This window comes from Halomicrobium sp. HM KBTZ05 (genome assembly GCF_041530035.1).
Lineage (GTDB): Archaea > Halobacteriota > Halobacteria > Halobacteriales > Haloarculaceae > Halomicrobium.
The window spans coordinates 1,973,781-1,991,044 of record NZ_CP168057.1; the positions used below are offsets into that span (position 1 = coordinate 1,973,781).

General features: G+C 65.3%; 24 protein-coding genes. 11 read left to right on the forward strand and 13 right to left on the reverse strand.

Translation table 11 applies throughout. From position 1 onward, the window contains the following. The first annotated feature begins 56 nt into the window (after window positions 1–56). Together ACAH01_RS10250 and ACAH01_RS10255 are read left to right on the forward strand one after the other, a co-directional pair. Entirely contained in the window at window positions 57–602 is a 546-nt protein-coding gene (locus ACAH01_RS10250) for a hypothetical protein (protein WP_372479111.1), read from the forward strand. Further along, window positions 602–832 (forward strand): hypothetical protein, encoded by a 231-nt coding sequence (locus ACAH01_RS10255; protein ID WP_015763059.1) that lies wholly within the window; start codon window positions 602–604, stop codon window positions 830–832. Before ACAH01_RS10250 ends, ACAH01_RS10255 begins: the two co-directional genes overlap by 1 nt. Before the next feature lie 91 nt (window positions 833–923). On the opposite strand, the gene ACAH01_RS10260 is transcribed toward ACAH01_RS10255, so the two are convergent. From ACAH01_RS10260 to ACAH01_RS10285, 6 genes are all read right to left on the reverse strand, one after another. After that, complete coding sequence (locus tag ACAH01_RS10260) at window positions 924–1,559, reverse strand: DUF6517 family protein (protein ID WP_372479113.1); 636 nt, start codon at window positions 1,557–1,559, stop codon at window positions 924–926. A gap of 48 nt (window positions 1,560–1,607) precedes the next feature. Further along, on the reverse strand, window positions 1,608–2,561 hold the full coding sequence (locus ACAH01_RS10265) for a zinc-dependent metalloprotease (RefSeq protein ID WP_153553229.1): 954 nt from the start codon (window positions 2,559–2,561) through the stop codon (window positions 1,608–1,610). Between the two features lie 68 nt (window positions 2,562–2,629). Continuing rightward, complete coding sequence (locus ACAH01_RS10270; protein ID WP_372479114.1) at window positions 2,630–3,058, reverse strand: hypothetical protein; 429 nt, start codon at window positions 3,056–3,058, stop codon at window positions 2,630–2,632. After that, the gene (locus tag ACAH01_RS10275) at window positions 3,045–3,266 is read right to left on the reverse strand and encodes a hypothetical protein (RefSeq protein ID WP_153553227.1); all 222 of its coding nucleotides are present in this window, start codon (window positions 3,264–3,266) and stop codon (window positions 3,045–3,047) included. The genes ACAH01_RS10270 and ACAH01_RS10275 overlap by 14 nt, the downstream gene beginning before the upstream one ends. 62 nt (window positions 3,267–3,328) lie before the next feature. Further along, the gene (locus ACAH01_RS10280) at window positions 3,329–3,565 is read right to left on the reverse strand and encodes a hypothetical protein (protein ID WP_372479115.1); all 237 of its coding nucleotides are present in this window, start codon (window positions 3,563–3,565) and stop codon (window positions 3,329–3,331) included. Between the two features lie 53 nt (window positions 3,566–3,618). After that, on the reverse strand, window positions 3,619–4,254 hold the full coding sequence (locus ACAH01_RS10285; RefSeq protein WP_372479081.1) for an IS6 family transposase: 636 nt from the start codon (window positions 4,252–4,254) through the stop codon (window positions 3,619–3,621). Window positions 4,255–4,355: 101 nt separating this feature from the next. On the opposite strand from ACAH01_RS10285, the gene ACAH01_RS10290 reads away from it, so the two are divergent. The 4 genes from ACAH01_RS10290 to purF are packed head-to-tail and all read left to right on the forward strand — an operon-like array spanning window position 4,356 to window position 7,265. After that, window positions 4,356–5,417 carry a M20/M25/M40 family metallo-hydrolase gene (locus ACAH01_RS10290; RefSeq protein WP_170094097.1) on the forward strand — a complete coding sequence of 354 codons (1,062 nt, stop codon included), beginning with the start codon at window positions 4,356–4,358 and terminating at the stop codon, window positions 5,415–5,417. A gap of 46 nt (window positions 5,418–5,463) precedes the next feature. Then, on the forward strand, window positions 5,464–5,646 hold the full coding sequence (locus ACAH01_RS10295) for an LSM domain-containing protein (RefSeq protein ID WP_015763052.1): 183 nt from the start codon (window positions 5,464–5,466) through the stop codon (window positions 5,644–5,646). Continuing rightward, window positions 5,643–5,816, forward strand: a complete 174-nt coding sequence (locus ACAH01_RS10300) for a 50S ribosomal protein L37e (protein WP_015763051.1) — start codon at window positions 5,643–5,645, stop codon at window positions 5,814–5,816. Before ACAH01_RS10295 ends, ACAH01_RS10300 begins: the two co-directional genes overlap by 4 nt. Window positions 5,817–5,822: 6 nt before the next feature. Then, window positions 5,823–7,265: an amidophosphoribosyltransferase gene (gene purF, locus ACAH01_RS10305; RefSeq protein WP_170094096.1), complete on the forward strand. Its 1,443-nt coding sequence runs from the start codon at window positions 5,823–5,825 to the stop codon at window positions 7,263–7,265. A 25-nt stretch (window positions 7,266–7,290) separates the two neighbouring features. Here the strand turns inward: purF and ACAH01_RS10310 are convergent, their stop codons facing one another. After that, window positions 7,291–7,857, reverse strand: a complete 567-nt coding sequence (locus ACAH01_RS10310; protein ID WP_170094095.1) for a DUF420 domain-containing protein — start codon at window positions 7,855–7,857, stop codon at window positions 7,291–7,293. Between the two features lie 82 nt (window positions 7,858–7,939). Here ACAH01_RS10310 and bcp point away from each other — a divergent pair, with 82 nt between their 5' ends. Together bcp and ACAH01_RS10320 are read left to right on the forward strand one after the other, a co-directional pair. After that, window positions 7,940–8,395 carry a thioredoxin-dependent thiol peroxidase gene (gene bcp / locus ACAH01_RS10315; RefSeq protein ID WP_372479116.1) on the forward strand — a complete coding sequence of 152 codons (456 nt, stop codon included), beginning with the start codon at window positions 7,940–7,942 and terminating at the stop codon, window positions 8,393–8,395. Window positions 8,396–8,471: 76 nt separating this feature from the next. Further along, entirely contained in the window at window positions 8,472–9,194 is a 723-nt protein-coding gene (locus tag ACAH01_RS10320) for a class I SAM-dependent methyltransferase (protein ID WP_372479117.1), read from the forward strand. 12 nt (window positions 9,195–9,206) lie between these two features. On the opposite strand, the gene ACAH01_RS10325 is transcribed toward ACAH01_RS10320, so the two are convergent. Beyond that, a complete protein-coding gene (locus tag ACAH01_RS10325) occupies window positions 9,207–9,476 on the reverse strand; it encodes a hypothetical protein (RefSeq protein ID WP_372479118.1) in 270 nt (89 codons plus the stop codon). Between the two features lie 798 nt (window positions 9,477–10,274). Between ACAH01_RS10325 and ACAH01_RS10330 the strand changes: the two genes are divergently transcribed. Beyond that, window positions 10,275–10,931, forward strand: coding sequence for a hypothetical protein (locus ACAH01_RS10330; protein WP_240937023.1), 657 nt, complete (start codon window positions 10,275–10,277; stop codon window positions 10,929–10,931). Between the two features lie 309 nt (window positions 10,932–11,240). On the opposite strand, the gene ACAH01_RS10335 is transcribed toward ACAH01_RS10330, so the two are convergent. Together ACAH01_RS10335 and ACAH01_RS10340 are read right to left on the reverse strand one after the other, a co-directional pair. Next, a complete protein-coding gene (locus ACAH01_RS10335) occupies window positions 11,241–13,514 on the reverse strand; it encodes a CDC48 family AAA ATPase (protein ID WP_372479119.1) in 2,274 nt (757 codons plus the stop codon). Further along, a complete protein-coding gene (locus ACAH01_RS10340) occupies window positions 13,514–13,753 on the reverse strand; it encodes a hypothetical protein (protein WP_153553217.1) in 240 nt (79 codons plus the stop codon). The genes ACAH01_RS10335 and ACAH01_RS10340 overlap by 1 nt, the downstream gene beginning before the upstream one ends. Before the next feature lie 144 nt (window positions 13,754–13,897). Between ACAH01_RS10340 and ACAH01_RS10345 the strand changes: the two genes are divergently transcribed. Then, a complete protein-coding gene (locus ACAH01_RS10345) occupies window positions 13,898–14,689 on the forward strand; it encodes an alpha/beta fold hydrolase (protein ID WP_372479120.1) in 792 nt (263 codons plus the stop codon). A 74-nt stretch (window positions 14,690–14,763) separates the two neighbouring features. Here ACAH01_RS10345 and ACAH01_RS10350 read toward each other — a convergent pair whose 3' ends face one another. Both ACAH01_RS10350 and panB read right to left on the reverse strand, forming a co-directional pair. Then, the gene (locus ACAH01_RS10350) at window positions 14,764–15,474 is read right to left on the reverse strand and encodes a CPBP family intramembrane glutamic endopeptidase (RefSeq protein WP_170094087.1); all 711 of its coding nucleotides are present in this window, start codon (window positions 15,472–15,474) and stop codon (window positions 14,764–14,766) included. A 111-nt stretch (window positions 15,475–15,585) separates the two neighbouring features. Then, window positions 15,586–16,392, reverse strand: a complete 807-nt coding sequence (gene panB / locus ACAH01_RS10355; RefSeq protein WP_170094086.1) for a 3-methyl-2-oxobutanoate hydroxymethyltransferase — start codon at window positions 16,390–16,392, stop codon at window positions 15,586–15,588. Window positions 16,393–16,498: 106 nt separating this feature from the next. Here panB and ACAH01_RS10360 point away from each other — a divergent pair, with 106 nt between their 5' ends. Continuing rightward, on the forward strand, window positions 16,499–16,726 hold the full coding sequence (locus tag ACAH01_RS10360) for a DUF5822 domain-containing protein (protein WP_170094085.1): 228 nt from the start codon (window positions 16,499–16,501) through the stop codon (window positions 16,724–16,726). Here the strand turns inward: ACAH01_RS10360 and ACAH01_RS10365 are convergent. Next, on the reverse strand, window positions 16,714–17,250 hold the full coding sequence (locus tag ACAH01_RS10365) for an HAD family hydrolase (protein WP_372479121.1): 537 nt from the start codon (window positions 17,248–17,250) through the stop codon (window positions 16,714–16,716). The two genes, ACAH01_RS10360 and ACAH01_RS10365, sit on opposite strands and share 13 nt — an antisense overlap. Window positions 17,251–17,264: the final 14 nt, after the last annotated feature.

Consider the following 17,264-nt stretch of genomic DNA (forward strand, 5'->3'; position numbering starts at 1 on the left):
AGCCGGCGGTCGGGCTGACCGAAGGGTATTTTCAGAACCGCCCCCAAACGGATCTCATGCGCGTTCGTGAGTGGGACGACATCCTCGAAGACGTGGTCGAATCGAACGCCGATCCCGGTGGCTGGCGAGCCGTCGGTGGCGACCGCGCGAGCGGCATCGGCGAAGACCTCTACATCGGCCACCCGGCTGCCGGCGTCTTCCAGCTCAAGACCTACGCCAGGAACCCCTACGACGTGCAGGGCGTGGGATCGCAGGTGGCTCGCCGGATCGACGACGAGCTCGATCCGCTGTTTCCCGAGCAGGGGACCGGTGCCTTCGGCGTCCAACAGCCCGTCGAGGACGAGGGCGAGGCCGAGGAGACGGCGAAGGAACTGGCGGCCGTCCTCGAAACCCACGCCGACGCGCCGACGACGCCCGACGCGCTGTTCGAGGACGTGATGGACGCGCTGGACTCGCCGGCCTACGGGCCGATGGACTTCGACCACTACGACCGCCCCGAGGAGATGGACGAACTGACCGACACCTTCGAAGAGGCCGAGGAGTTGCTCGAAGCCGAGTTCGAGGACGTGGTCGACGAAGACGTTGGCAGGGGCTTTCACTGATGGTCCAGCCCTCCGTCACGGACGAGGACCGCCGGTCGTTCCTCCTGAAGTTCCGCGTCGGCTTCGCCCTGTTCGTGGGCGTGTCGATGGCACTCGTCGCGCTGAACGTCTCGGCGAGTCTCCCGACGATCGGTGGGGCCGGCGTCGCCGGGACGGTCGCCGGTGCCGTACTCGGCTGGTGGGTGTTCCCCGACAGCGTGGCGCTTGGCTTCGTGAACCGGCGTCGCTGAGACGATCGACGAGCCGTCCGGTTTTCGCTACCCCGAGATGGCGGGCCGCGCCGACGACGTGACAGCAGTCGCGAGGCGAGAGCCTACTCGGTCATTCGCCGTGCTGGAGGCCGTCGAGCATCGCGAAGACGTGTGTCTCCTCGCCGGAGAGTTGCTGTGGGTAGAGCCCCAGCGCCACGACGTAGTCCCCGTCGTGTTTCACCGTCGTCACGTGAATGTACACGTCGATGGACTGTCCGCCGAGTTCCGCCGTCCCCTCGTACTTCTCGACGCCCGCCTCGGATCCGAGTACCGTGTGCGTCTGATTCTCGACCTGTTGGCCGACGCTGAGACCGTCGTAGTTGGAGCCAAACTGCGAGAGCAGCTCGCGGTTGGACATGTCACTGATCGGGTTGAACGTCTGGGAGGCGACGCTCACCTCCGGGCTGGAGAACGTCGCGAACACCGCCGCCCGCTGTTCGCCCAGCGGGCCGAGGTCGATCGAACGCTCGTACTGTGTGAGGTGGTTCGTCACGTTGACCTGCCGACTCTGGCCCGCGACGGTAAACTCCCGAGAGACCGTCTGACTCTCATTGAGCGTCTGCTCGTAGCCAGTTTCGGAGAGGGCCTCGTCGCTGACACTCGCGGGTGCAGATTCGAACGCGAGCGCTTCGTCGCCGAGGAGAAAGCCACAGCCGGCCGTGGTCGCGACGAGCGCGACCGACAGGAGAATCGCCAGTTTGCGCATACAGATGGGTTCGCGCCAGCGACCATATGCTTGCTGGCCATCGGGGCGTCACGGGTCGACGCGACGGAGCCACGCGGCGGGATCGTCCAGCTCGGCGTCGGTCGGCAGCGAGTCGGGGCTGTCCCAGACTTTCCCGGCCCCCGCGACGCCTCGCTCGTCCGCGACGGCGTCGAAGAAGGCCTTCCCCCGTTCGTACTGGCGGCGCTTCATCCCCAGCCCGAGCAGTCTGCGGATCAACTTCGCGATCGGTCCCTGGCCGCCTCTGCGCTCGTCGAGCTTGCGCCGGAGGTCGTCGTACTCGTCGTCGAAAGCACGATCCATGACGAGTTCGGCGTACCCTTCGACGGCCGTCATCGTCGTGTCGAGTTCGCCCAGCGAGGCCCGGTCGATCGACCCCTCGGTGAGCGCGCCGATGGCGTCTTCCATCGTCGACTCCAGGTGATCGGAGAGCCACGGGGCCGCGCCGAACTCCGCGGCGTGGGCGACCTCGTGGAAGGCGATCCAGCGACGGAAGCGGTCGGGGTCGACGGCGAGCGTCGACGCGACCTGTTCGATGTTCGGGTGGACGAAGTACAGCGCGTGGTCGTCGCCGTCGTCGGCCAGCAAGAGCGGGTCGTACTGGCCGAGGACGTTCCGGCCCAGAAAGGAGAGCGCGAACGCCATCGAGCCGGTGTTGGCGACACGGGCGACGCCGGGCATGAGGTCGGCTTGCTGTTCGATCGGGCGCATCACCCGCTCGAAGGTCTCGACGTTGGCGTCGATCCAGTGGTGGCGGTTCTGGATCTCGACGGTCTCCGGGAGGTCGAAGCCGACGTCGGCGACGTTCCGAACGCGGTCGCGAGCGGCACGCACGTCGTCGGCGTAGGCCGCCTCCTGCCGATCGGTGAGTGCCAGCGAGCCGGGATCGGTCGAGCTCTTGGCCGCCGCCGCGACGGCGTTCCAGTCGATCGGTCCGTCACCGGAGGCCCCGGCGACGGCCTGCACGCTGTGGTACAATCCCATACGCGCACAAGGCGACGGGTCGGGATAGGCCTTCTCCCCGTGGTCCGTTCCCGTCTTCGGACTCCGGACTAGTCGGCTCCGACGGCGTCGACCGCGCGTCCGACGAGCCAGACCAGCGCGAGGAGAGTCGCCACCACAGCCGCCGTGGCGACCGGGCGAGCCCGCCCCTCGCGGACGAGTGCCGTGGCCAGTCCAGCGGGTCGCACCGTCGTCGGCGACCCACCGACAGTCGTCCCGATCGGGCCGTCGGCGCTGGGACCGGTGGTGGCGACGACGGCGTCGTGGACCGCCACGTCGACGGTCAGGTCGGTCGTCGAGAGGAGCCTGCCGACGCCACCCTCCGGCAGCGAATCGCGCAACGCCAGCGCCGCCGAGAGCGTCGGTGCGTCGACGACGAGCCGGTTCCCGCGATCGCGGACGTAGTACTCGTGGCCGTCGACGGTCAGGGTCAGCTCCGCGTCGACCGACAGCGGCGGGAACCGATCAGTCTTGCTCACGGGTCGTGACCCGGAGCGTTCCGTCGACCCGCCAGTGAGCGTGGTCGGCGTCGTCGCCGGTGCCGCTTGGCACGTCGACTTCCATATCCTCGAACTCGTACGTGATCTCGGCGTTGCGGCCGGTCAGGCGGTCGTAGAGGCTGATCGCGAGGTCGGGCCAGGTGGTCGTTTCGTCGATGCGCTCTTCGGGATTGTCTGTTTGACTCACGAGAAACGTGTTCTCACTGAAACTACTTAAACTAATGACCAAACAGTGGGGAGACCGGCCGATCAAGACAGATCGTCGGTGTCGACCAGACCCTCGCCCCCGGAGAGTGCGCGTCCGGCCACCGCCGCGACGGCGGCGACGCCGAGCGCGACCGCCAGTAGTCGCACGATCGAACGCCCGCTGTCGTCCTCGTCGTCGGTGTCCGCTCGTTGTGACTCCGATTGGGCACCGCTATAGGGTGCGTTGTTCGTGATCGTCGCGTCGTCGAGGTGGAGTTCGAGGAACGTAAACTCGGCCATGGCGGCGTTTCGAACGGGCGACACTTATCGCTTCGCCCGCAGGTCGGTCGTGTTTAGTTTGGAGCATTGTGCCAGCTGGCGAAGGCTTGGAGCCAATTTTCGGCTGTCTCCGGTTCGACGTGACTGAAGCAGTTCGAAAACGACGAGGTTCGGCGCTTCAGTTCTCGGAAAATCCGTTCGACAGCATTCCGATTTCCGTGGCGAGATATTTGAAATCGCAGTCCTGCTCGTTGTAGCGCAGTTTGGAGGTGTTGAGCGCCATCAACGAGAAATTCGGCAGTTTCGACATCATGTTTCTGCCGAAGTTCGCGCAGGAAGATTTCGGTGAGGGAAGTCGTGGTAGTCGAAAAGAGACGAACGTGAAGCAGATCGTTTGTGGCGGGATCTGCGGCGGCGTACAGCCAAAATTGCTCGTCGTTGATCCGAATCACTGTTTCATCCACCGCAACTTGATTCGGAGATCGGCCAGAGTCTGGCTGTAGATCGGCTTTCTGAACCCAATCGTGGATCGCCTTCCGACTGCGTTGGACACCCAGTGCTTCGAGCAAATCGACGGTATTCGACAGCGAGAGTCCCGCAAGATGGGACTGAATACCCAGCGCCATCGCCGGTTCGGGTGTCCGCTCACGCTCCATAAAATCCAAATCAATCCACTCTCTACTCCCACTGAGGCGGGTGATTTCTGGCATAGAGCACCAAGAAGTTCTCCCGCCTCACTTTTCACGCTTAACTAAACACGACCCGCAGGTCTCTGGCAAGATACATGACGGATGCCGGCGAAAGCCCGGCCATGGACGAGGACCGACGCAGGTTTCTCGACGAACTGCTCTCGACCGCCACGCCCTCCGGCTACGAGACGGCGGGCCAGCGAGTCTGGATCGACTACGTGGAATCGTACGCCGACGAGGTGAGAGTCGACGACTACGGCAACGCCGTCGCAGTGCTGAAGGGAAGCGGTGACGCCGAGGTCGCGCTGGCGGGCCACGGCGACGAGATCGGCTTCATCGTCCGGGACGTGACCGACGACGGCTTCCTTCGGATCGACCGCATCGGCGGCTCGGACAGCACCGTCTCGCGGGGCCAGCACGTCACCGTCCACACCGACGACGGCCCGATCGACGGCGTCGTCGGACAGACGGCGATCCACCTGCGAAACGGCGAGGACGACGACGTGCCCGGGATCAACGAACAACACGTCGACATCGGGGCCGAGGACGGCGACGAGGCCGAACAGTTGGTCTCGCGTGGCGACCCGATCACCTTCGAACAGACGATCAGCGAACTGCAGAACGGCTACCTCTCGGCCCGCGGGATGGACAACCGAATCGGCATCTGGGCGGCCGCGGAGGGACTGCGCCGGGCCGCAGAGACCGGTACCGACGCGACGGTCTACGCCGTCTCGACGGTACAGGAGGAAGTCGGCGTCCAGGGCGCGAAGATGGTCGGCTTCGACCTCGATCCAGACGCCGCGATCGCCGTGGACGTGACCCACGCGACCGACCAGCCGGACTCGCCGGGAAAGCGCTCCAGCGGCGTCGCGCTCGGTGACGGCCCGGTGATCGCCCGCGGGAGCGCGAACCACCCCGTGCTGGTCGACGCGGTCAGAGACACCGCCGAGACCGAGGACATCGACGTGCAGTTGCAGGCGACGGGCAACCGAACCGGCACCGACGCCGACGCCTTCTACACGTCGCGTGGCGGGATCCCGTCGCTCAACGTCGGTCTCCCCAACCGCTACATGCACACCCCCGTCGAGGTGATCGACCCCGCAGACCTCGAAGCCGTGGCAGACCTCCTGGCCGGCTTCGCGGCCCAGGCCGACGCGCTCGCGCCGTTCAGCGTCGACCTGTGAGTTCGCAAGCGGTACGTTTATACACTCGTCGCCAGCCCGTTGGGGTATGAGTGGACGACCGCTCGACGTGCTCGAGGCGTCACTGGGCGAGACAGTCACCGTACATCTCAAGGGCGGCGAGCTGTACGAAGGTGAGCTCTCGGGCTACGATCAGCACATGAATCTCGTCATCGAAGACGAAGACACAACGATTATACGCGGCGACAACGTCGTCTCTATCAAACCATGACTGGTGCAGGAACTCCGAGCCAGGGTAAGAAGAACACCACGACGCACACGAAGTGTCGTCGGTGCGGCGAAAAGTCCTATCATACAAAGAAGAAAGTCTGTTCGGCGTGTGGCTTCGGTAACTCGGCCAAACGCCGCGACTACGAGTGGCAGAGCAAATCCGGCGAATAACCCAACATGCACGAAAAGTGCGGCGTCGTCGGCATCGCACTCCAAGACCGTGACGCCGCCCGCCCGCTTTACTACTCTCTCTACGCGCTCCAGCACCGCGGCCAGGAGTCGGCCGGTATCGTCACCCACGACGGCTTCCAGCAACACAGCCACGTCGAGATGGGGCTGGTCGGCGACGTGTTCGAGCCCGACGATCTGGCGTCGCTGAACGGCTCGAACGGGATCGGACACGTTCGCTATCCGACGGCCGGCAGCGTCGACTCCTGCTGTGCACAGCCGTTCTCGGTCTCGTTCAAGTCCGGCTCGCTGGGACTGTCCCACAACGGGAACCTCGTCAACGCCGACGAGATTCGCGACGAACTCGCGAACCTCGGCCACGCGTTCACGAGCGACGGCGACACGGAGGTCATCGCCCACGATCTGGCCCGGAACCTCCTCGAAGCCGACCTCGTCCGTGCGGTCAAGCGGACGATGTCACGGATCCACGGCTCCTACGCCCTGACGATCTCTCACGACGACACCGTCATGGGCGTTCGTGATCCGGAGGGCAACCGCCCGCTGTGTATCGGCAAGCTCGACGACGGCTACGTGCTCACCTCGGAGTCGGCCGCCATCGACACGCTCGACGGCGAGCTGATCAGAGACGTCAGGCCCGGCGAGCTGGTCGTGCTCCACGACGACGGCACCGGCTTCGACAGCTACCAGCTCGTCGAACAGGAGAACACGGCCCACTGCTTCTTCGAACACGTCTACTTCGCGCGCCCCGACTCGACCATCGACGACAATCTGGTCTACGAGGTGCGGCGCGAACTGGGCCGGAAGCTCTGGGACGAGTCCGGCGTCGACAGCGACGTCGTCCTCCCGGTGCCCGACTCCGGGCGCGCCTTCGCCTCCGGCTACGCCGAGGCGGCCCAGGAGAGCGGCGTCGACATCGAGTTCGCCGAGGGGCTGATGAAAAACCGGTACGTCGGCCGGACGTTCATCATGCCGACCCAGGACGAGCGCGAGCGGGCAGTGCGGCTCAAGCTGAACCCGATCAAGTCGACGATCGAGGGCAAGACCGTCACCATCATCGACGACTCGATCGTCCGCGGGACGACCTCGACGCAGCTGATCGAGCTGCTGAAGGACGCGGGCGCAGAGGAAGTCCACGTCCGCATCGGTGCCCCCGCGATCATCTCGCCGTGCTACATGGGCATCGACATGGCCACCCGCGACGAGCTGATCGCGGCCGACCGGTCCATCGAGGAGATCCGCGACGAGATCCAGGCCGACTCGCTGTCGTATCTCTCGGTCGAGGCCATCGCACAGAGCCTCGACAAGGGCCAGGACGAGCTGTGTCTGGGCTGTGTCACCGGCGAGTACCCCTACGACATCGAGGGCGAGGAGACCGACCGCGAGGTCGACCGCCCCGTCATCGGCGACCAGACGATGGAAGCCGACGACTGAGCCCCGCGATCTTCTTCCGACCGTCTCAGAACAGCCAGTACAGCATCGCGTAGACGACGATTCCGAGGGCGAACGAAATCAGCCACAGGCCAGCCGCTGCTTTGCCGACGCGCGGGTGTGGCGTGTCCGGTAGCTCGGCGATGGGATGGCTGTACGCCAGCAAGAGCGCGTAGTACACCAGCGGGATGCAGACGATCGCGAGCAGGATGTGGACGGCCAGCACGGGGAAGTAGACGTACGTCTCGATCCAGGCCGGCGCGCTCTCGGGGAAGCCGGTCGGGCCGAGCAGCGAGACGCGGTACAGATAGAGGACGAGGAAGGCGACGAACAGCGCGAACGTCGTCGCCATCAGTCGCTTGTGGCGGCCAACGTCGCCACGCTTGATCGCACGGACGCCGACGACGATCGTCCCGATCGCGGTCGCGCTGATCGCCGCGTTGGCGTGGGGAATCGCCGCCAGGACGGAGTCGGGCGCTGCGGGCAGCGCCGTCGCGGGACCGACCCGCAAGACGGCACCGAAGACGAGCGCCAGCGAGACGATCGTGAGGAGGGTCGTCAGGACCCCGGTACGCTCTCGGACCAGTCGTTCCATGGGCGGCAGTTGGTCCGCGCGGACAAGGCGGTTGCGTTCGTGGAACGCCACGGCTTTGGGACGCCCCCACGGAGAGAGCGACATGCTCGAAGCCGGAGCCACCGCCCCGACGTTCGAACTGCCAGATCAGAACGGCGAGACCGTCGCACTCTCGGAGTACGAGGGCCAGCGCGTCGTCCTCTACTTCTATCCCCGAGCCGACACGCCGGGCTGTACCAAAGAAGCCTGTGGCTTCCGCGACGAGTGGGACGCGTTCGCGGATCGAAACGTCGCCATCCTGGGGATCAGCGACGACCCCGTCGACGACCTGGCGGCCTTCGCGGCGGAGTACGACCTCCCGTTCACGCTCCTGTCGGACGAGGACGGCGCTGTCGCCGCCCAGTACGACTCCTACGGAGAGAAGAACATGTTCGGAAACACCTTCGACGGCGTCTTCCGGAACACGTACGTGATCGACCCCGACGGCGTGATCGAACGCGTCTACGAGGGCGTCTCGCCCGAGGGACACGCAGAGGAAATTCTGACTGACCTCGACTGACGCGGCCGATCGCTATCACGTCCCACGACACCATGTCACAATAACACACAAGTTCGAGGGGAGACCACCGTCGTCCATGTCCGACGCGTTCGGCCGCGCGATCCGCGACCACCACCGGGGAGAGCGGTCGGCTCCCCTGCTCGTGAGAGACGGCGACGACACCGAAGAACACCCCATCGAGACGTTCTACTTCGAACCGTTCGACGGTGAGGGCCACGGCGAGTGGCTCGAAGCCTGGCTCGACGGCCCCCTGCTCGATCTCGGGGCGGGCACCGGCCGACACGCGCTGTACTTCCAGGAGCGGTTCGAGACCGTCGCCATCGAGCCCAGCGACGCGCTCGTCGAGACCATGCGAGAGCGAGGCGTCGAGGACGCCAGACGTGGCGACATGTTCGCGCTGCCCGACCGCTTCGAGCGCGACCGCTTCCAGTCGGCCCTGGCCATCGGCACGCAGATGTGTCTCGCGGGCTCGATGGACGGACTCCGGCAGTTTCTCGCCGATCTGGCCCACGTCACGACGGCAGACGCGACCGCCGTCGTCCACAGTTACGATCCGGCCGTCGACGGGACCGAAGAACTCGTCGGCTACCGAGCGGACCCGACGCCGGGACTCGCCCACCGGGTGATGACTTTCGAGTACGAGGGCGAGACGAGCGAGATTCTGCAGTTTCGACTGTTCGGTCCGGAGCGACTGCGAGAAGCGACGGTCCCGACTCCCTGGAGCGTCGAAGACGTGATCCGACCCAACCGGGACGGGAGCTACCGTGCGGCCCTCGCGAAGACGGGCCAGAGATCGTGACAGGCGGCGATGTCAGAGCCGTCCGGTCCAGCCACACTCGGTGCAACTGCACAGGCCCTGTCCGTTGACCGTCGCCGCCGAGCAGATCGGACACGCTGCAGTCGGCTGGCCACCGTCGGCGATGGCCCTCCCGGCGCTGGGCGGCGTCTCGGCCGTCGCGGGCAGCTCCGGGTGGCAGTCGGGACAGACCCACTCGATACTCCGGTGGGTCATCGATTCGGCGTGTTTGCGGTGTCGCCACACTTCGCGGACGTCGGCGTCGCAGCTGTCACACTGTACCATGTTACCTTCACTCACAGTAGAGTCAGTAAAACGCGTTTCCCTAATTGTGGTGTCGTGCATCTAGACACCTTATACGCTGAACAGGCGCAATACCACGGCGTTCACGCCGTGGATACGCGCCGTCACTTGGGGAAAGTATCCACGTTCGACAGCATTCTGAGTTTCAGAATACTGGTGTTTAAGCGACAGGGAACCCTATCAGTAGGTAGGAATCGGTCGGAACGGAGCGGATTCCGAACCGTCCTTCGGAGGTGGCCTGTCCACCCACGCAATGAGACAGTATCCGAAAGGGGAGTCGGTGAACGCACATTCCAGCAGAGTGTGTCTGTGCCGACTGCTCAAAGCGAGTCAGAAGGTACCCCCGACTCTGCTGACGCCTACTGGCGTCCCTGTGGCAAAAACAACACCGGGACGCCATATACGGTCGAGGATAGGGGTAACGGCCACTTGGCATGGCCAGCAGTCCACCAGTCCGACACTGTGGGACTACCCGTGCCCGAAAGGACTGGGAGTCCGGTGATTGGACTACAGACCTGAAACTCCCACCGCTCGGGATTCCTCCGCGTTCACGCGGAGGAGGATGTCAAACGCTAATCTCTCCCGGTAGCTGTCCCGAGCGATGAACGAATGGAGAATACTCTCCCGTCTTCGTGAACAGAACTGTAAACTTTCTGGCTCTGTAACTCACGTTCACCATTTAAGTCCCGTCCGGGAGTGGATTCGGTCGTGACCCTCCAGATAGGAACTGCACTCGGCCGCGGAAGCCGACGTGCGCTGTCGACGAGTGGTATCGCCCTGATGGCATTGACCGTCGCGTATCAACTGGTGTTCGTCGGCTCGATCAACACGGCCGTCGCCGGCCTGTTGCCGGACACGGCCCAGCAGGGACAGATCGGGCTGACGCTGCCGATCTCGACGAGCGTCTCCGGGTTGCTGGCAGTGGTCTCGATCCTGTTCGGGACGTACGTCCTCCTCGTCGCGACGCGACTCCTCGTGCGGGAACCCGGCGAGCTGTCGTCGCTCCCGAGCGAGCTGTTCACCCACCGCGTCGGCCGGGCACTGGTCGCCGCCGTGGTCGCGAACGTCGTCGTCTCGATCACCGTCACGCTCGGACTGATCGCGCTCGTCGTCCCCGGCCTCTTCCTGTCGGTGAGCTTCACGTTCGCCTTCTTCGCGATCGGCGTGGAAGATCAGGGACCGATCGACGCGCTCCGACGGAGCTGGGAGCTCGCGACGGGCAACCGCTGGCGACTGTTCGGGCTCGTCTTGATCGTCGGGATCGTCGCGGGCGCGGTCGGCGGTCTGAGTTCCCTCTTCGCGATGGCTGGCCCGGCCGTCGGACAGATCGTGATCCTGACGATCATTTCCATCGTCACGATCGTCAACTACGGCATCCTGGCCGACGCGTTCGTCCAGCTCCGGACAGAAGCCGCGTCCGAGCCAAAAATTCAGTAAGTACGCAGTTACTGGAACTACGAGAAACACGTCGTCGCTGGCTTCTGCCACGATCTCGTAGAGGACACAGCCGTGACGGCGGACGAGATCGGTTCGAACAGAGTATGGGAGAGTGAGCGTGACGCTGTCGTGATCCGATTCGGTAGACACGGTGGACTGAACCACGAACGTCCGCCGAGCGAAGTGAGGCGGTTCGCCGCAAGCGCGCTCGCAGAGCGCGACTTTCGGCGTGTTTTTAGCGTAGATTTTTGCGAGCGGGGGTTCAGGCAGGGCCGAAGGCCCGAGGAAACCCGCCGAAGTAAAAAGGTACTACTGGAACGTTCGCGAGACCGTCTCGCCGTCGTCCAGCTCCGCCTCGGCGTGGTCGAAGCGCTCTTCGATCTCGTCGTAGCGCTCTCGCACGTCCTCGTCGACGCTCGGTCCGACTTCGTCCAGCGCCTGCTGGAAGTGGTCCATCGTGATGCGGACGTTGCTGACGGAGTCGTCGATGTCGTCGGGATCGACGCTGTTGATGAACTCCCGGGTCGCGGCCATCGAGGCCTCGCGGGCGACCGCTTCGATGTCGGCACCGACGTATCCCTCGGTCTTCCGGGCGAGCTGGTCGAGGTCGACGCCGTCGGCCAGTGGCTTGCCACGAGTGTGGACCTGGAAGATCGCCCGGCGAGCGTCCTCGTCGGGGACCGGGACGTGGACGTGACGGTCCAGTCGACCGGGGCGAATCAGCGCCGAGTCGATGAGGTCGGGCCGGTTGGTCGTGGCGATCACGACCACGTCCTCCATCGCTTCGAGCCCGTCGAGTTCGGTCAGTAGCTGGGAGACGACCCGTTCGCCGACCTGCGAGTCGCCGCCGCCCGAGCCACGCTCGGCCGCGATCGAGTCGATCTCGTCGAAGAAGACGACGGTCGGGGCGTTCTCTCGGGCCTTGCTGAACACTTCGCGCACGCCCTTCTCGGACTCGCCGACGAACTTGTTCAGCAGTTCGGGGCCCTTGATCGAGATGAAGTTCGACTGGGCCTCGTTGGCGACGGCCTTGGCCAGCAGCGTCTTCCCGGTGCCCGGCGGGCCGTAGAGCAAGACGCCCTTGGCGGCCTGCAGGTCCATCTGCTCGAAGACCCCGGGGTACTCCAGTGGCCACTGGATCGTCTCGCGCAGGCGCTCTTTGGTGTCTTCGAGGCCGCCGACGGACTCCCAGGAGGTGTCTGGGACTTCGACGAAGACCTCACGCAGCGCGCTGGGTTCGATCCCCTTCAGCGCCTCTTTGAAGTCCTGCTTCGAGACCTCCAGCGATTCGAGCACCTCGGCGTCGATCTCGTCGGCTTCGAGGTCGATGTCGGGGCGGATGCGCCGCAGCGCGTTCATCGCGCCCTCCTTGGTCAGCTGTGCGAGGTCCGCACCGACGAAGCCGTGCGTGTTCTCGGCGTAGGACTCGAGGTCGATGTCCTCCGAGAGTGGCATGCCGCGGGTGTGGACCTGAAGGATCTCCTTGCGGCCCTCCTTGTCCGGGACGCCGATCTCGATCTCGCGGTCGAAGCGGCCACCACGGCGCAGTGCGGGATCGATGGCGTCGACGCGGTTGGTCGCGCCGATGACGATCACGTCACCGCGCTCGTCGAGCCCGTCCATCAGCGAGAGGAGCTGTGCGACGACGCGGCGTTCCACGTCGCCCTGGGTCTCGCCGCGCTTTGGCGCGATCGAGTCGATCTCGTCGATGAAGACGATGGCGGGGGCGTTCTCCTCGGCCTCCTCGAAGACCTCGCGGAGCTGCTCTTCGCTCTCGCCGTAGTACTTCGACATGATCTCCGGGCCGCTGATGGTCGTGAAGTGGGCGTCGATCTCGTTGGCGACGGCCTTGGCCATCAGCGTCTTCCCGGTGCCCGGCGGGCCGTGCAGGAGGACGCCTTTCGGCGGCTCGATGCCGAGTTGCTGGAACAGTTCGGGGTGGCGCATCGGCAGCTCGATCATCTCGCGGACCTGTTCGAGTTCGCTGTCGAGGCCGCCGATGTCCTCGTAGGCCACGTCCGGCGTGGCTTCGCCGCCGCCCTCGGTCGGGGCGTCGCCCGCGATCTGTTCGGCGGGCTTCTCGCTGACCTCGATGTCGGTCTGGTCGGTCACCACGACCGTCCCCGAGGGGTCGGTCTCGGCGATCCGCAGCGGGATCTTCTGGCCGCTCATGCTCGATAGCGGGCCGAGCCCGAAGCTCACGGGCACCGTCTGGCCCTGCGTGACCGCCTGGCCGCTGAGGTTGTTGCGGATCATCGGACCGACGTTGCCCCGCACCCGGAGGTTCTGGGGCAGGGCGACGGTGACCTGCTTTGCGACCTGTACGTCGGCCTTCTCGACCTCGATCTGGTCGTCGATGCCGACGCCGGCTTCCTGTCGGAGCTGGCCGTCGATTCGAACGACGTTCTTGCCGCTGTCTTCGGGGTAGCCGGGCCAGACGCGGGCGACCGCGCGACCGCCCTCGCCGTCGATGACGATGTAGTCGCCGTTCTCCAGGTCCATCTCGTCCATCGCTGCCCGGTCGACGGCCGCGAGACCGCGTCCAGCGTCTTTCTGCTTGAGTGGTTTGACGGTAAGTTTCATCAGTGGGACACCTCGCTCATCTCGACAGTGAGAACCCCATTCCGGATAAACGCTCGTGCGTCACCCGCCGGGAGATCGAAGTCGTACTGCTCGTCACCGACGACGACGATCGCGGTGTCGTCGACGACGTCGACCGTCGCATCGCCGGTGATACCGATGTCCGCCGCGAGAACGACCGCGTCGTCGTACTCGTAGCGTCGTAACGGGGCATCGCCGACAAGCTGCTGTTGGTCAGTCATGCTAACTACGAGTTAGTGAGGCGAGTATATAAACCTTTCGGCAAAAATCGCAATAAGGCGTTCGGACAGAGAAAGAACCCACTGATTGCGGTTCACACCGACGCCGGCCCCACCACTATACGGGATCCCCACGAAAGCAGTGGCATGGAGACGGTCGAACACCACGGGCGGACGACGGCGTACCGGTCCGTCCCGGGCGAAGGCGAGAGCACCACAGTACTGTACGTCCACGGCAGCGCCGGCACACACGCGCTCTGGAGCCAGCAGTACGCGCCGAGTGGGCCGGCGTCGTCGGCCGTTGCGCTCGATCTGAGCGGCCACGGCGCGAGCGAGGACGTCGACACCCCACCGGGTGAAGCGACGCTGACGAGCTACGTCGACGACGTGGTGGCCGTCGCCGAAGCGACGGACGCGGCGGTCCTCGTCGGCAACTCGCTCGGCGGTGCGGTCGCACTGGCGACGGTCCTGCGACGCGCCGTCCCGCTCGACGGGCTCGTCCTCGCCGGCAGCGGCGCGAAGCTCCCGGTGGTCCAGACGCTCCGGGACGATCTGGCGGCCGACTTCGAGGCGGCCGTCTCGTTCCTGCACGGCGAGGATATGCTCTTCCACGACCCGCCCGAGCGTGCGCGCGAGCACTCGATCGAGACGATGCGCGCCGTCGGACAGGGAGTGACGCGCCGGGACTTCGAGACCTGCCATCGATTCGACGTTCGAGACCGACTCGGTGAGGTCGACGTGCCGACGCTGGCACTGTGTGGCGAGCACGACCGCCTCACACCGCCGTCGTACCACGAGACCCTCGCCGAGGAGATCCCGGCGGGGGAGTTCGAGACCATTCCCGGCACTGCACACCTCGCGATGATCGAGCAGCCGGAAGCGTTCGACGACGCCGTCGCCTCGTTCCTCGGCAGTATCGAGCAGTCACGGGCGACGTGAGGTCGCTTCGGTCGTCGAAGCGGCTATGAACGCTGGGTAGTGGGTGTGCGAAGTGACGGGCTCTCTCGGCGTCATTACGTCGGAACCACATTCGGAAGTACACCGGCCATCGTCAAGACCCAGTAGAGATTGTTCAAGTGGTGAGCGACGATCGCTCCGGTGAGGTTTTCGAACTTGACGCGCATCCCCGCGTACAGGAACCCCGAAAGCGTCGCCGAAACAAGCACCGAGATGCCCCCGGTCAAAAAATGGATTCCGCCGAAGAGTACACTCGACCCGACGATGGCCGTTGCCACGCCGTACCTCGAGCGAAGTGCGTCGAGGGCAACACCACGGAACAGATACTCCTCGACGATCGGTGCGATGGCCACGGAACTGACGACGAAAATAGCTGCCCCGAGTGACGAATCGAACGCGTCGGCGGTTCCACCACCGCTGCCGAAGACATCCGCAATGAACGTACCGATAGGATCGAATAGCAGCACCGTCACCAGCGTTGCTGCGATCACGGCACCGACCTCTGTCCGCTTCGGAATCTGTGTCGGAAACACCTCCGCCCGGACCGTCGGCGATAGCCGTAGAAGGAGCAATACGACGACGAGGGCACTGAGAAGTGAGTAAACACCGGTCGATAGGCGCGGAATCGGTGACTCACCGCCGGTCACGGTGAACACAGCAGTGAGCACGATAACCGTGAGAACGAACGGAGCAAACACCACACTGAGCCACCGCCATAGATTCGTCCGAAGGAGGATATCTTCTGTGGGGGACCGATCAGAGACCATAGAGAAGTGACTTATTGGATTGTAAATCAACATTTTGGTATCATATCTTCTATACCCCCGTCAAACGAACGAATTCGCCGCCGTCACGACGACCGAACGGCCTGCGCTCGATCAGTACAGGTCGTCCAGTTCCTCCTCGACGTAGCTGTGTTCTTCGGCCGGGAAGGTGCCGTCTTCGACGGCGTCGACGTACCCCTCGATCGCGGACGCCATCTCCTCGCGGACGTTGCCAAAGCGCTTGGAGAAGGGGGCCACGTCCTCGGAGAGGCCGATCACCTCGTCGACGGTCAGGACCTGGCCGTCGCAGTCGGGGCCGGCACCGATGCCGATGGTCGGAACGTCGAGCGCGTCCGTGACCGCCGCACCGAGGTTGGCGGGGACGTGTTCGAGGACGAGCGAGAACGCGCCGGCCTCCTCGTGGGCCCGTGCGAGTTCGACGATCTCCGTGGCCGACTCCTCGTCGGTGCCCTGGCGGAACAGTCCAGTCTCGTTCTCGCGCTGGGGAGTCAGTCCGAGGTGTGCCTGGACCGGGATGCCCAGTTGCGTCAGCCGACGGGTGAGATCGACGGTGTGGGGGCCGGATTCGAGTTTGACCCCGTCCGCACCCGCCTCCTTGACCATGCGACCGCAGTTGTGGATCGCCTCGGCCTCGTCGGCACCGTACGAGAGGAAGGGCATGTCCGCGAGCACGAACACGTCCTCTGTGGCCCGCGCCACCGCAGCGGTGCGGCTGGCGATCTCCTCGACGGTGACCGGCAGCGTCGAGTCGTACCCCAGACGGAGGTTCCCGACCGAGTCGCCGACCAGCGCGATGTCGACGCCGGCCTCGTCGACGACCGCCGCGGTCGGTGCGTCGTAGGCCGTCAGCATCGTCACCGGCTCCTCACCTGCCTTCGCGCGAATGTCCTTGGCCCGCATGGCTTGGGCTGGGACGCCCCGGCGCATAAGCCCTGCCATGCACTCACAGGCACGCGCGTTCGACGGTTCCGTAACTGATTAGCGCCGGACACCACGAGTGTGTGCCATGCCACACGTCGAGGAGACGGACCCGGATGGCGTCGACTTCGGCTGGGTCATGCAGATGACCTTCGTGACGACCATCCTGGTCGGCGCGCCGATCGTCGCCACCCTCTCGCTGTTCGTCCAGTTGACGGGCTGGGCGGAGTGGGCCGAGTTCGCGATCCGGGTCGGTGCCGTCGTCTGGTTCTGTACCGCCGCCGGTGTGTACGCCTACGCACGCTACAGGGAGTGACGCTCGCGGACCCACTGGAAGTCCATCGACGCGCGTCGCGCAGCGGTCGCGTCGCTCTCCGAGTCGCCGACGAACAGGGCCGCCGACGGCGACACGTCGAACTCCGCAAGCAGCGCCCGGAGCGGGGCCGGATCGGGTTTGTACGCCGACAGGGAGTCGCGGCCGACGACGGCATCGACGTGGCCCTCGACGCCGTGGGTCTCCAGGGCGATCCGGCAGGCCGCCTCGCAGTTGAGCGAACACACACCCACGGGAACGTCCAGGGGCAGTTCGTCCAGCGCCGGGAGTCGTTCCGAGTCGCGCGCTCCCGGGCGTTCGTGATCGGCGATAGCCGACTCGACCGCGTCGCGGTGGCCCCGTTGCGCTGAGAGTTCGAGCATGTCCCACAGCGAGTGGCCCGCCGTGTCGACGCCGCGTGCTTGCAACACGTCGTCGACGTCGCTCGCGACCGCGTCCCAGTCGACCGCCAGACGCACGAGCGTGCCATCGAGGTCGTAGACGACGGCGTCGTAGTCGGCACTCATACACGTGGGCACGG